This window comes from Geodermatophilus sp. URMC 62 (assembly GCF_052931475.1).
In genome coordinates this window covers 2,858,205-2,871,556 of sequence record NZ_JBRFHY010000001.1, presented here as the reverse complement: position 1 = coordinate 2,871,556, position 13,352 = coordinate 2,858,205, and the positions used below count along the sequence as shown (strand labels likewise).

Below are 13,352 nucleotides of genomic sequence, written 5' to 3'. Positions count from 1 at the left end.
GTCGTCCTCCTCCGTGGTCCACGGCGCTCACCGCGCCAGCGAGACGATGCTGATCAGCCCCGGGAACAGGGCGAACAGGACGGTGACCGGCAGCACCAGGAAGACCACCGGCACCATCATCTGGATCTCCTTGCGGCCGCCGGCCTCCAGCAGCCGGCGCTTGCCGGCCTCCCGGACGTCGGCGGCCTGGGCCCGCAGCACCTCGGCCAGCGGGGTGCCGCGCTCGATGGCCACGAGCAGGCCGTCGACGAAGCGGGCCAGCGCGTCGACCGACGTCCGGTCGGCCACCTGCTGCAGCGCCTCGGTCAGCGGCACACCCGCCCGCGCCCGGCCCAGCGCCGAGCCGAGCTCACGGGCCAGCTCACCGCCCGAGAGCCGGGTGACCCGGGCGATCGCCGCGGTCGGGCTCTCCCCCGCCGTCACCGCCAGTGCCAGCAGCTCGGCCACCACCGGGAACTCCGCGAGCAGGAGCTCCTCCCGTCGGCGCACCTGCTGCGTCAGCCACCAGTCGCGGCCCAGCACGCCGCCGAGCACCCCGGCCAGGCACAGCAGCGCGACCGACAGCACGTTGACGCCGCCGGCCGCCAGCGACCCGACCGCGGTCAGCAGCGCCGCACCGAGCAGTCCCAGGCCGCCCCAGACGACCTGCTCGACCCGCACGTCCTCGACCGTCTGGTCACTGCCCAGGGCGTCGAGCCGGCGGCGGACGGCGGCGCGGCCGCCGAGCACCCGGTCGACCAGCCGGGCGCCGTCGGCGACCACGGGGCCGAACACGCGGCGCGCGGCGGTGAGCAGACCGGGCTCGGTCGCGGTCCCGAGCAGCCGGGACGGCGGCGGGGTGTCGTGCACGTAGGGCGCCAGCCGGTCGACCAGCCGCACCGAGCGGAACGGCGGCGCGAACGTGACGGCGAGCAGCAGCCCGGCGGCCGCGGCACCGCCCAGGAGCATCCCCAGCAGCGGAGGGCTCACTGGAGCACCCGCGCGTCCTGCGGCAGCCGGCCGATCCGCAGCATCAGCCGGTAGGCCACCAGGCAGACCGCGCCGCCGCCGAGCAGCAGGCCGGTGCCCAGCGGGGAGTCGTAGGCGGCCAGCGTCGCCGACTGGGTGGCCAGCAGCAGGAGGACGACCCACGGCGCGCCGACGGCCAGCCGCGCGGCCTGCACCACCCAGCCCTGCCGGGTCTCGAGCTCGGCACGGGCGCGGGCGTCCTCGCGCAGGAAGCCGGCCAGCGTCCGCAGCACCCGGCCGAGGTCGCTGCCGCCGACCTCCCGGGCCACCCGCAGCGTCTCCACGATGCGGTCGCCCACCGGGTCGGCGAGGTCGGTCTTGAGCCGGTCGAGGCTCTCGCCGAAGCGGCCGCTGGAGCGGTGGTCGGCGGCGAAGCGGAGGAACGGCGGCCGCAGCACCTCGGGGCCGCGGGTCCCCAGTGCCGAGAGGGCCTCGGGCAGCGACAGCCCGGCGCGGACGGCGGAGGCGAGGTTGTCGACCACCTCCGGCCACACCTCCCGCAGGTCGGCGCGGCGGCGGGCGGCCAGCCGGCGCACCTGCACGTGCGGCAGGACGAACCCGAACACGCCGAAGGCCAGGCTGACGGTGACCGTGCCGGTGGTCAGCAGGACGACGACCGTCGCCAGTGCCCCGAGGCCCACCTGCAGGGCGACCAGCTGGGCCGGGTTGATGCCGGTCAGGCCCGCCGCGGCGAGCAGCCGGGCGCGGCGTCCGGGCGGGCGCGGTCCCGTCCTCGGCTGCGGGGCCCGCGACCCGCTGCGCCACACCAGCAGCAGTCCCACCCCGAGCAGCAGCCCGAGCAGCGCGCCGGTCAGGTCCACGCCGGCGCCTCGAGGAGGGCGGCCAGGTCGAAGCCGGCGGCGGCGAAGCGCTCGGGGTGCGGCGGGAAGCCCTCGGCCCGGACCAACCGCCCGTCGCGGGTGGTGAAGACGTCGGCCAGCTCGACCACGCCGTCCTCCGCGCGGCCCGGGATCGCGACGATCTCGCGCACCCGGCGCTGCCCGGAGGGCTCGGTGGCGACGTGCACGACCAGGTCGACGCTGGCCGCGACGGTCGGGACGACGAACGCGTGGCCGATGTTGTCGCCGGCCAGCAGCGGCAGCGTGCACATCTTCACCACCGCCTCGCGGGCGCTGTTGGCGTGCAGCGTGCACATGCCGGGCAGGCCGGTACAAACTAACTGCGGTACTGTCCGGTCGTGCCTCGTGCCGTCCTCTACTGCCGCATCTCCGAGTCTGACGACGTCTCTACCTCGATCGCGGGCCAGGAGGCGGACCTACGCGAGCGAGCCGAGCGCGATGGCTGGGCCGTCGTCGAGGTGCTCAAGGACGACGGCATCTCCGGCGGCATCTCTCGCGCGAAAGCCGACCGGGCGCTGGAGATGCTCCGCACCGGCGAGGCCGACATCCTCGCCGTCTGGAAGGCGGACCGCTGGAGCCGCCAGGGGCTCCGTGCCGTCGCTGACCTCGATGACGTCCTCACCGAGCGCCCTACGACCCGCTTCGTGGCGCACATGGATGGCCTCGACTCCCATGATGCCAGCTTCGACGCCATCTTCGGGATCCTTGCCGTGATGGCCCGCATCGAGCGCAAGAACACGCGGGTGCGAGTGACAGCTTCGATTGCCCGCCTTCGCCGAGACGGCCGCTTCGCTGGGGGCAACGTGCCCTACGGCTACCGACCTGCGAACAACCCTGAGGGTTTCGGCCGGGTTCTCGTCCTACACGAGACAGAGGCCGCAGTCGTCCAGGAGGCCGCCGCGCGTGTCCTCACCGGCGAGAGCGTCTACTCCGTAGTCCGGGAGCTGAACGCCCGCGGGGTCCCGACGCGGCGCCGGACCACCTGGAGCGTCCAGGCTCTCCGGCAGGTCATCACCTCGGACGCCATCGTCGGCCGCGTGAAGCACAAGGGGAAGCTGCTCACCGGGGACGACGGCCTGCCGGTCCAGGTCTGGCCGCCCGTGCTCGACCTGGAGACATGGCACCAGATCCGCAACCTTCTCGGGGTGGGCCTGCCGACGGCGCAGCGTCCTCCGCGGCGCCGAAAGGCGCGGGCACGGCTGCTCTCCGGCATCGTCACCTGCGCCCTGTGTAGCGCCCCGCTTTATCTTCGTGCCAACGGTGCGGGGCACGCGGCCTACGGCTGCTCGGCGAAGTCCAACGGCCGCCCGTGCGACGGCGTGAGCATTTCGGCCAACGTCCTGGAGGAGTACGTCACCGAAGACTTCCTCAGCAAGTTCGGCGACTTCGAGGTCGTGGAGCAGGTCGTCGAGGAACCCTCCGAGGACCTGGCCCTCGCCGACGTCGAGCGAGCCATTCACGAGACCCTCGCCGAGATGGGCGAGGACGACGCGGACATGGTGGAACTAGGCACCCGCCTCGCTCGCCTCAAGGGACGGCGGACTGAGCTGAGCACCGCCCCGCGTGAGCGGGTGGTCCGCCTTGTGCCGACCGGCCGGACCTACTCCGAAGCGTGGGAACAGGGCACCCAGGACGACCGCCGCGAAATGCTGGCCACCTCCATCGCCGTCCTGTCTATCCGCAAGGGCACTCGGGGTCGTCGCGGCATCGACCCCTCCCGGGTCCTGCTGATCGCCAAGCCGCCGTATCCCGCAGACGGCGGGGATGCCCCGCTACGGAAGTGGGCCCCGGTCGTAACCGTCGAGGAATAACCCTAACGAGCTGGTGCGGCGCCGCGCGCGACCAGGTCCCCCGCGCAGTATCCCAGCGGCCCAGGACGCCCTGGGTGTGCCGGCTGGGGCCGGAAGTCGGGGCGGTGGCGGACGGCCGCTGAGCCGGTCGGGGCTTGCTCAATAACGGGCGAGTAACGATGCCGACCGAACTGAGCACCGATGGGCCCACTCGCCAACCTATACCAACGAGGGGGAAGAAGTTCGCCCGCAGGTGAGCAGGGCCAAGGCACTTCGACAACCTCACGGGTAGAGGGACACCAACCGCTGGCTCAAGATTTTCAAGTTCTGCCTAGACTGCGAGCACGATCATGCGCTTTCGACAACGTAATGAGGTTTTCTCACCAGGAATGAGGTCTTCTCAACCGATTTGCGCGGAAGAGCTTTGCTGAACGCTGAATGAGCAGGTCAGTGGCTGGACGACGACGTCGCTGCACAGGGGCGTGGGGTCCGGCAGAGGATGGCGTCGACCAAGAACGACCCTCATCCGCACGGACCCCACGTGATCACTTACTCTGCCACGCTCGACGTGCCCGAGGCCACCGCCGTCCTGCTCACCGACCTGCTGATCGCCGAACGCCGCCGCCGCGGCACCGGCATAGGCGCCCGCGCCGCCTCCGCCCGCGACCAGGCCATCTTGGTGCTGCGCTGGTTCCGCCAGGACGCCGACATGCCCACCCTGGCCCGCGACACCGGCGTCTCGGTCGCCACCGGCTACCGCTACCTGCACGAGGGCATCGACGTGCTCGCCGACCAAGCCCCCGACCTGCACCGAGTGCTCGAGGCCGGAAGTGCCGCCGGCTGGAGCCACGTCGTCCTCGACGGCACGCTCATCCGCACCGACCGCTGCCGGACCACCAACCCCGAGTCCGGTCACGACCTGTGGTACTCCGGCAAGCACCGCGCTCACGGCGGCAACGTGCAGGTCGTCTGCGACCCGGACGGTTTCCCGGTGGCCGTCTCCCCCGTCGAGCCGGGCTCGATGCACGACCTCGCCGCCGCCCGGGCCACCGGGTTCCTCGGTGCGCTGCACGCCGCGGCCGCGCTGCTGGGCCTGCCCGCCCTGGCCGACAAGGGCTATGACGGCGCGGGCGTCGGCATCCATACGCCGGCCAAGGGTGCCCACCTGGCACCCAGCACCGCGACCCGCAACCGACTGCTGACCCGGCTGCGCGCCGAGGGTGAGCGCGGCATCGCACTGCTCAAGAACCGGTGGAAAGCACTGCGCCGGATTCGGCTGTGCCCGCAGCGGATCGGTGCGGTCGTCGCCGCCGCACTCATCCTGACCAACGCCGAGCGACCAAACCGTTGAGAACACCTCAATCTGCACCAGCTTGAAGGGTGCGGTCGGCGCCGCTGGTCAGGGCTGCGGCGAGTCGTTGGCGACGTCGATCACGGCTGCTCGGCGCGGGTCCCGCCACGTGGCACTTGGCACCTCCGCTGGCACATGCGCCTGACCTGCAGTGATGCCTTCCCTGGCCGTCCGCGGACCGCGAATCCTGGTGAGAAAACCTCAATAAGTGGAAAGTCAAGAAACTTGTGCGGGGGCGAGCACAGTTGCCCCGCTTCGACAACCTTATCTACGCGAGGGAAGGCCAACGGCCTTGCCCAGTTCCACCACGCCAGGAAAGGAGCAGCCCCATGATGCACTCACGTATCACCGACTGTGCCCACTGCGCGGCTCCCATAGATTTGAACGGCCGTATCGGTCGTCCTCCCCGGTACTGCGATCAGTCGTGCCGCCGCGCGGGCTACGCCGCCTCCGAGCGCGACCGCCGGGAAGCACGGAAGCTCGAGATCGCCCGCCTGCGGGCGCTCATCTCCAAGTATGAGGCCGTACTCGCGGCCTGATAGACCGCCCCCAACCACCGCGTCTTTCTCCTGCGCGGTGGACGGCCTACCGGACGACCCGCCGGTAGCGGCAGGTCGTCCAGTCCCCGGTGGTGCCCACAGCACCGCCGGGGACCTCCAATCTCCTGGGGCTTGGGCGTCCCAGAGAGTGAAAGGGCCGTGGTCATCGGCCCGCGTGCGGAGGATGCGCCGCCGGTCGCCGACAGACGGCCGGTGGCGCCCCCGCGCAGATGACCTTCTACACCGTTCCGTGCTCCGTCTTTAGTTACGTAGAGCTTGGCGGGGCGGTGTCCCCATATACCTCGGCTGGTCCCCGAGGACGCGCACGGCCTTCTTTCTGACGGTCGTGGTGGCGGTTGCAGGCGGCGGCCCGGCTTCGGCCGGGTCGCCGTTCCCGCATCCCCACTCTGCGCGTCCGCAATCGACTCTCTGCACCGACACCACTGAGGCGACTGACCCTCGCCGCGACCAGAAAGTAGCGCCATGTCCGCCACTCCTATCTCTACCGTCCGCTTCGGCCAGGCCGCACGCGCCATGCGGGGCCTCGGCTGGTCCTCGGCACTGCCCCTCCCCTACGAGCAGAAGAAGTCCCCGCCGGTTGGCTACACCGGCGCGGAGGGCAGGCTCCCCACCGACGAGGACTACAACACCTGGGATGCACAGGTCGGCGACTACTACAACATCGCCGTCGTCATGCCCCCGAACGTCGTCGGCATGGACGTGGACGTCCGCGACGGCAAGCGCGGCGACCTGGTCATGGCCGAGGCCACCGAGCGGCTGGGCGACCTGCCGCCCACCTACTCGATCACCGCGCGCGGCGCGGACAGCATCTCGCGGATCTACCTCTACCGGCGCGACCGCACCGACCGGCTCCGCGGCTTCCTGGGCGGGCCAGCAGACGGCGTGGAGATCATCCAACGCACCCACCGCTACATCGTCGGCCCCGGCTCGGTCCACCCGGACGGTGGCACCTACACCGTCTACGACCCCTCCGGCCAGCCGATCGAGGGCCTTCCCGCGGTCGAGGATCTGGCCCTCTTCCCCGACGCCTGGGAGGAGGACCTGGCCCCGACCAACGTCCGGGCCACCTCCGACGAGGTTGCGACCTTCACCGCCGGGCTGGTCGGCGGCGACCACGACGAGGACACCCAGGGGCTCCTCGACGAGTTCGACCGGCGGCTCAACGACGAGGACGGCTGGGGCCGCTTCACCGACTCCGGCAGCAGCCAGGACGCGATGCTGCGGATCACGATGGACCTGGCCATCGCCGGTGCCTGCGGCGTCCCTGGGGTGGCCGCGGCGTTGGCGGCGGCCGAGGACATCTTCGTGACGTACCGCGTTAGCCGCGGCGACAGTCTCCGCGACGCCGCCGGAGCCTGGCGGCGGGCCCTGGCCGGCGCAATCGGCTACGTCCGCGAGAACGGCATCGTCCCGCTGGAGCCGTTCGAGGTTCCGGCCGACATCGCCGGTGCCCACCGGCGGCCGGCCAAGCGTCAGAAGCCGTCCCTGCGGGAACTCATCCTCCGCCGCGGTGACCTGGCCCGGCTGCCGCGGCCGGAGCCGCTGATCGAGGACACCCTGGACCTGCGGACGGTCGCGCTGCTGGCCGGTTACCACGGAACCTACAAGTCCTTTGTGGCCCTGTCCTGGACCGCCTCGGTGGCCACGGGCACGCGGTGGATGGGTCGGTCGGCCCGGCAGGGCCGCGTCCTCTACATCGTTGGCGAGGGCGCCACTGGCATCGACAACCGGTTGGCCGCTTGGGAGGAGGCCAACGGCGTCCGGATCGACGACGACGCCCTGCACACCCTCCCGGTAGCCGTCCAGCTCGCTGACCCCGCAGCTCTCCGTGAGGTGCTGGGGTACGTCGAGGAGGTGGGCTTCTCGCTCGTCGTCATCGACACCGTCGCTCGGGCCGCGGTCGGCCTGGAGGAGAACAGCTCCAAGGACATGGGCGTGTTCGTCCAGGCCGCCGACGATCTCCGCCGGGCCATGGACACCGGCACGGTGCTCCTCGTGCACCACACCGGCAAGGACAAGACCACCGTCCGCGGGTCGTCCGCCGTGGAGGCCGCGATGGACACGGTCTATACGACCGAGGGCGGCGACGGCCTGGTCAAGCTGCGTCGGACCAAGCGCAAGGACGGGCCGATGGAGGACACGCACCAGCTGCTGTTCGAGCAGGTCGGCCCCTCCGGCGTCCTGGTGTCGACCAAGCCGACCGAGGCCCCTGCCGTCGCGCTGGACAAGCGGGCTGGTGCCTACCAGGCGTTGCACGCGACGTTCGGCTACATCGGCAGCTTCACCGGCACCAAGGCCGAGGAGACGCTCCGCGACCGACTGGGCGTGGGGCGGACCGCGGCGCGGGAGCGCATCGCCGAGCTGGCCCGGGACAACTTCATCAAGGTTGAGAAGGTCGGCCGGTCGCACGTCTACCACTTACAGAACGACGACGCCGTCAAGCAGTGGGGCACCGTGGTCCTCCACACCGAGGACCGTGCGGAGAACTGTGTGGTCGACGAGCAGAAGCCTGAGCGTCCGCCGGCACCGGGGGTCATCGTCCGGGAAGACGACGGCACCACTTACGTCGTCGAGGCCAACGGCACTCGCCGCGAGGCCACCGAGGACGAGGTCGCGGAGGCCGCACGTACGGCGGTGCAGCGGCTCCTGGAGAGCTGACCGCCGGGGCTTACGAGTTACGGAACCGTCCGGGTACGTATCCGGACGAACCTGAGCGGACGAACCCCGGACGCATCTGACTGTCCGGGGTTCGTCCGGCTTGCGTCCGGCTTATCTCCGCTTAATCCGGCTTGTGTCCGGCTTGTGTCCGGGTTCCATCCGCCCTCCGGTCCAAGTCCAGGTTCGTCCGTCCGCCCACTCCCCCCTAGGGGGGCGGACGAACCGGACGGACGGACGAATCAGGCGGATGAACGAATCAACGCCGAGACCCATCTACCTCATAGCCGCCGCGACCCGGTGGCACCTCAACTCTGCAACCGCCATGGAGACCACCATGCTTATCGACTCCACCAGCGACCCCACTCCCCCTCCCGTGCTCCGCATCGTGCGGGACAACCGCGGCGTCCCCCATGTCGACGACCCGGTCACTGGCCGCCGGGAAGCCACCGAGGACGAAGTCGCGGAAGCGGCCCGCGCGGCGGTCGCGGCGGGCAAGGGCAAATCCCTAATGCCCCAGCCGCCCGCTCCGCCGGTCCGCTGGGATACCTACGGCCGCAGTTACCGCGACCGCTACGGCCGCCGCCGTTACGGCAGCACCCGGCGTTACCCCGTCGCGGTGCCGTGGGACACACCGCCGCCGTACACCCGGCTTCCCGCCGGCTACTACGCCGTCGAGCTGGACGGGTGGCTGCGGTTCTTCCGCGTCAAGCCCTCCAGGCACATCCTCGCCCAGCGCGCCGGCGAACTCCACGCCCTCGCCACCGCCGAGCAGGCCCGCGTCGCCTCCGTGATCGCTCAGGACATCCCAGGTGCTCTGGCCGCCTACGGCCGCGAGATCGGCCGCTGTGGCCGTTGCGGCTCCGAGCTGACCAACGCCGAGTCCCGCGCCCGGGGCCTTGGCCCCGACTGTGCCGCGCTGCTCGACGGTGAGGTCACCGAGTGACCACCGCCCGCCCCATTCCAACCCGCACAGGTGAGCGCTACCTCACCACCCCGAAGGAGAACCCCATGTCCGTCTTCCACCTCCCCTCCCCTTCCCACGAGCCGACCCTCGACGAGCGCATGGAGCGCCTCGCCGACACCGTCGAAACGCACGGCCAGGCCCTGCGCCGAATCGAACGCGGCATCCTGCTGCTCCTCGACGACGCGGCCACCATCCGCGCCAGGATCGACGCCGCTGCCCGCGAACGCCGCGAGGAGGAGCGGCACGAGGAGCTGCTCCAGCGCCTCACCGCGCTCGACAGGGCCGTCTTCCGCGCCGAGGACGCGGCCACCTGGGCCGGGATGAACGCCACGGAGGAGGGCAAGCAGACCCGCGCGAACGTCGAGGAGGCCGCGGAGGCGGTCCGCGGGTGGATCGCCGAGGTGCTGGACGTCGTCGATCCGCTGGACGGCGGTCCCAACGACGACGAGCACGGACCTCTCACGCTCGTTTGATCTCCCCCGGCGCGTGCTGGCGCGCCGGGGTTTTGAGCGCCCGCTGGAGGGCGGCTCTTGGATGGTCCCGAGAGCCGCCCTCCAGCGCTGTGCGGGCGCCCACTGCTCCACCCGTCACCGCGGACCATCGCGGCGACGTTCCCCCGCCGGACCATCGGCGGTCTTCCCGCGCCAGGCCATTTGGCGCACCCACACCCCCTAGATCGGAGCACCTCCCATGTCTTCCCTGTCCGCCATCCAGTTCGGCATCGATGAGAAGGCGGCCCGTGTCGTGCAGAAGCACCCGCGACTGGCCGCCATGTTGCCCGCCGAGGTCGACGAGCTGGTGACCGGTTTCCTCAGCGCCAAGGCGCTGGCCGCGGCGGTCTCGGACCTCCAGGTCGAGTCGGTGGACCTCACCGATGAGCTGGACGCCAGCCTCCGCGCCGGGGAGGTCCCGGACGCCGCCGAGCTGGTCGACCGCTACGCGACCGCGAAGCGGAAGGCTGACGAGCTGCGCGCGGTCCGCGCCGAGCTTGCGGCGCTGCCGGTCCGGTTCGTGTCCGACATCGTCCGCATGATCAACGAAGAGGTCCGCGTCATGCCCGACGTGCTGGCCGAGGAGCTGGACGAGCTGCTCGACCGCGCGGCCGAGGTCGTGGCCCAGCTCGACGGGATCGACTCCGCCGAGGCCGCGGTCGATGCCGAGAAGGCCGCCGAGTGGCGCCAGCTCAAGACCCACGCCGCGGAGCTGGCCGAGTTGAGGTCGGCGCAGATCGCGCTGGCTCGGCTGGAGGACCCGCTCAACTTGACCCCCGGGTCGGCCGGCCTCGCCCTGCTGCTGTTCGGCGGGATCGAGCGGGTCGTGCCCGACCTCGCCCGGCGCCTCACCAGCCAGGTCCGCAACGCGATCACCGGCGACGCGATCACCACGCTCCCCTTCCCGCTGTTTGATCTTGGCTCGCCGCTACACCTCCTCGCCGTGCTCAGGAACAGGAACCTGCTCCAGCCCCACGTCGCTCGCCCCGAGGAAATCGCTGAGCGACTCGCCGCGGTGCACGGCGCCTCTGAGCCTGCCGCCGTGCAGCCCGACCGCACCCGTTCCGCTCAGCTCGGCGGTGAGCACGAGGCCATGCGCGACATGTCCCGCCGTGCGCGGAACGCGACCATCGCCACGCCGAAGGTCTTGCAGCCTTGGGACTGAATCCCGCGTAACACCCCGGGGGTGCTTCTCGGCCCCGCGAAGTACCCCCGGGGGTCCTGTCCGCCGGCCATCCCGACGCCCATGCCCCCACCTGCGGGCATGGGCCCCGGGGGCAGTGAGGCCCCCACCCTTCGAGGCCCCCACCCTTCGAGGCCCCCACCCTTCGAGGCCCCCACCCTTCGAGGCCCCCACCCTTCGAGGCCCCCACCCTTCGAGGCCCCCACCCTTCGAGGCCCCCGCGTCTCACCCGCCCCGTTCGTACCCGCCCCGTGCATCTACCCGCCCGCACACGCGCGGTGGCTGGGCCTGCTGGCCTGGTGCCGGGCCTGGTGCTGGCGTGGCTGGGCCCCTGGCGTGCTGGCCGGCGGCGTGGCTGTGGCCATTCGTCAGGAGTTCCTGTTGCCAAGAGCCAAGCACATCTGCGCGGTTAACGGTTGCACTTCACCGAGCACGACAACGCGATGCGATGCGCATCAACGCGAGCACGATCGTGCACGAGGAACCACCACGGAACAGGGCTATGGCTGGGACTACCAGAAGGCCCGAGCAGAAGCCTTGCGTGGTGCAACGCATTGTGCTGTGTGCGGTCAGCCCTTCACGCCGGAGAATCCCGCAACGGGCGGACATCGTCGGGCACTCCGAAGTGGTGGCTCGCATGTTGAAGGCATCGAAGCGCAGTGTCGTCGATGTAACTATGGCTGGCGGCGCACAGGGCTCTGATTGCCCCTGCCGCTCGGCGTCTCGGGGATTTCCGCGCACCAGTCTCTATCGCCACCAGCGTCCCGCTGTCGGCCTCGGAGTTCTCGCCGGTGTCCGTGGACCTCGGACGAATCTGCGCCGCTCAGCGGCGAGCTGACGGGCCCCCTACCCCCAGGGGGACGCCTCCCGCCCGGGGGTGGCTGCCTGGGCGGTGGGGAGGGCGCTCGGAAGTCAGTCACTACCGGTGATCTCCGGTAAGACGTCGGAGAGGCGGTCGACCTCGATCTCGACGGTGAACCACTTGGTCGCCGAGGCCCGGAACCGGATGCGCGAGGCCGACAGCCGGTGCGCGAACACAAACACGAGCAGAACCAGCAGCAGCAGTCCGCTCATCGCCATCAGCCCAGCGACCACATCGACCTCCCAAACGACATGGCTCAGCCGAGCCATGAGGCTTGGGAGCTATTCGAAGCGGTCCTCGACCAACCAGGTCCCGCACTCCCGTGAAGCGGGCTAATAGTAGGCCCCCGCGGGGCCAACGTCCACCCAGGAGCAGCACCTTGCCACGACCACCCGACCCCGCCGCCCTGCGCCGCGACCGCAAGGACGACGCCGCTTGGCTGACGCTCTCGCACCGCGACCCGGACGCGGCTGTTCCTGACTTCCCGCTCGACGCACCGACGCCGCGCGAACTGCACTGGTGGGACCTTCACTGGCGGATGCCGCAGGCCACCGAGTGGGAACGCCGCGGCGAAGAGGTCACCCTCGCGTTGTTCGTCCGCGTCCTGGCTCAGGCCGAGCGCCCGAACGCGCCGGTGACCATCCACCGCCCGCTCAAGCAACTCCGCGACGAGCTAGGGCTCAGTGTCGACGGCCTTCGGCGTCGCCGGTGGTTCCTACCGGCCGACCCGGCCGCCTCCAGCGCCCGGCCAGCGTCAATCACGCCGATCAACGGCAGTGCCGGCCGCACCCGTTCATCCGCGAGGGACCGGTTTCGGCAGATCAACGCCGGCCCGGCCACCGACGACACGCCGCCCTTCTGACCGTGAAGCGCGCCGACTCCTACCGGCGGGCCAAGCAGGTCCGCGCACGTCGCTTGGCCGCGGCCGAGGCGGCTACCGCCCCGCCCGCACCGCGCCGGCCACGGCCGCCGTTGACCCCACCCGCCACACCCGACCTCACCGAGGAGACCCACGAATGACCACCATCCACGCCGCCATCGACGCCGCTGAGGCCCGCCTCGCCGAGGCCCAGGCCGATATCACCCGCCTCCGCGCCCAGCTCGCCGAGGAGCAGCCGCGCAAACCGGGCTGGGCCGACGGTGTCGCCGAAGCACGGCGTCGGCACCGTGCGAGGTTCGCGGCCACCGAGGCCGCCGGCAACGCTGCCGAGCCCCCGACCCAGGACGACGACACCGACATCACCACGGTAGCCGGTGCTCGCGCCGAAGCCCGGCGTCGGGCTGCCCGCCGTGGTGGCGGGACCGCAGCCTGAGCCGCGACGACCGGCTCTCTGGCCAGCGAGTCGCGGATGTGCAGTCCGCGAGCAACGCTGTCTAGGCGGCCAGCGCGGAACGCCGGCAGCTGGCCGCGAAGCTCGCAGCCCGGGACGCTGCCGCCGACGCCGCCCGTGCCGCTGCGCAGGAGCGCGCTGAGGCCGTCCGGGCCGCCGAGCAGGCCGCCGAACGTGAGGCCGCCATCGCCGCGCCCGCGGCGCATCTGTCACCGCGGCCGATGGTGTGGCCGCTGCACGCCGTCGGATCGCGGCCCGCCAGGCGGGTGGCTCGCGGTGACCTGCACCGACTGC

General features: G+C 71.4%; 12 protein-coding genes. 8 read left to right on the top strand and 4 right to left on the bottom strand.

Features of this window, described 5'->3' with window-relative positions; genetic code table 11:
* Positions 1-27: 27 nt before the first annotated feature.
* Genes ACU616_RS13930 through ACU616_RS13920 form a run of 3 tightly spaced genes read right to left on the bottom strand, consistent with a single transcriptional unit; the run spans position 28 to position 2,164 of the window.
* A complete protein-coding gene (locus ACU616_RS13930; protein WP_446759046.1) occupies positions 28-969 on the bottom strand; it encodes a type II secretion system F family protein in 942 nt (313 codons plus the stop codon).
* Entirely contained in the window at positions 966-1,829 is an 864-nt protein-coding gene (locus ACU616_RS13925; protein WP_446759045.1) for a type II secretion system F family protein, read from the bottom strand. Before ACU616_RS13925 ends, ACU616_RS13930 begins: the two co-directional genes overlap by 4 nt.
* Positions 1,820-2,164, bottom strand: coding sequence for a hypothetical protein (locus ACU616_RS13920; protein ID WP_446759044.1), 345 nt, complete (start codon positions 2,162-2,164; stop codon positions 1,820-1,822). The genes ACU616_RS13925 and ACU616_RS13920 overlap by 10 nt, the downstream gene beginning before the upstream one ends.
* A 42-nt stretch (positions 2,165-2,206) precedes the next feature.
* On the opposite strand from ACU616_RS13920, the gene ACU616_RS13915 reads away from it, so the two are divergent.
* From ACU616_RS13915 to ACU616_RS13890, 6 genes are all read left to right on the top strand, one after another.
* A complete protein-coding gene (locus ACU616_RS13915) occupies positions 2,207-3,679 on the top strand; it encodes a recombinase family protein (protein WP_446759043.1) in 1,473 nt (490 codons plus the stop codon).
* Positions 3,680-4,199: 520 nt separating this feature from the next.
* On the top strand, positions 4,200-5,009 hold the full coding sequence (locus ACU616_RS13910) for an IS5 family transposase (protein WP_446758835.1): 810 nt from the start codon (positions 4,200-4,202) through the stop codon (positions 5,007-5,009).
* 1,022 nt (positions 5,010-6,031) lie between these two features.
* On the top strand, positions 6,032-8,227 hold the full coding sequence (locus tag ACU616_RS13905; RefSeq protein WP_446759042.1) for an AAA family ATPase: 2,196 nt from the start codon (positions 6,032-6,034) through the stop codon (positions 8,225-8,227).
* A gap of 334 nt (positions 8,228-8,561) precedes the next feature.
* Positions 8,562-9,170, top strand: a complete 609-nt coding sequence (locus ACU616_RS13900; RefSeq protein ID WP_446759041.1) for a DUF6011 domain-containing protein — start codon at positions 8,562-8,564, stop codon at positions 9,168-9,170.
* Between the two features lie 65 nt (positions 9,171-9,235).
* Positions 9,236-9,664, top strand: a complete 429-nt coding sequence (locus ACU616_RS13895) for a hypothetical protein (RefSeq protein WP_446759040.1) — start codon at positions 9,236-9,238, stop codon at positions 9,662-9,664.
* Positions 9,665-9,881: 217 nt separating this feature from the next.
* Positions 9,882-10,847: a hypothetical protein gene (locus ACU616_RS13890; RefSeq protein WP_446759039.1), complete on the top strand. Its 966-nt coding sequence runs from the start codon at positions 9,882-9,884 to the stop codon at positions 10,845-10,847.
* A 930-nt stretch (positions 10,848-11,777) separates the two neighbouring features.
* Here the strand turns inward: ACU616_RS13890 and ACU616_RS13885 are convergent.
* A complete protein-coding gene (locus tag ACU616_RS13885) occupies positions 11,778-11,960 on the bottom strand; it encodes a hypothetical protein (RefSeq protein ID WP_446759038.1) in 183 nt (60 codons plus the stop codon).
* A gap of 146 nt (positions 11,961-12,106) precedes the next feature.
* On the opposite strand from ACU616_RS13885, the gene ACU616_RS13880 reads away from it, so the two are divergent.
* The gene (locus ACU616_RS13880) at positions 12,107-12,589 is read left to right on the top strand and encodes a hypothetical protein (RefSeq protein WP_446759037.1); all 483 of its coding nucleotides are present in this window, start codon (positions 12,107-12,109) and stop codon (positions 12,587-12,589) included.
* A gap of 154 nt (positions 12,590-12,743) precedes the next feature.
* Positions 12,744-13,040 carry a hypothetical protein gene (locus tag ACU616_RS13875; protein ID WP_446759036.1) on the top strand — a complete coding sequence of 99 codons (297 nt, stop codon included), beginning with the start codon at positions 12,744-12,746 and terminating at the stop codon, positions 13,038-13,040.
* Positions 13,041-13,352: the final 312 nt, after the last annotated feature.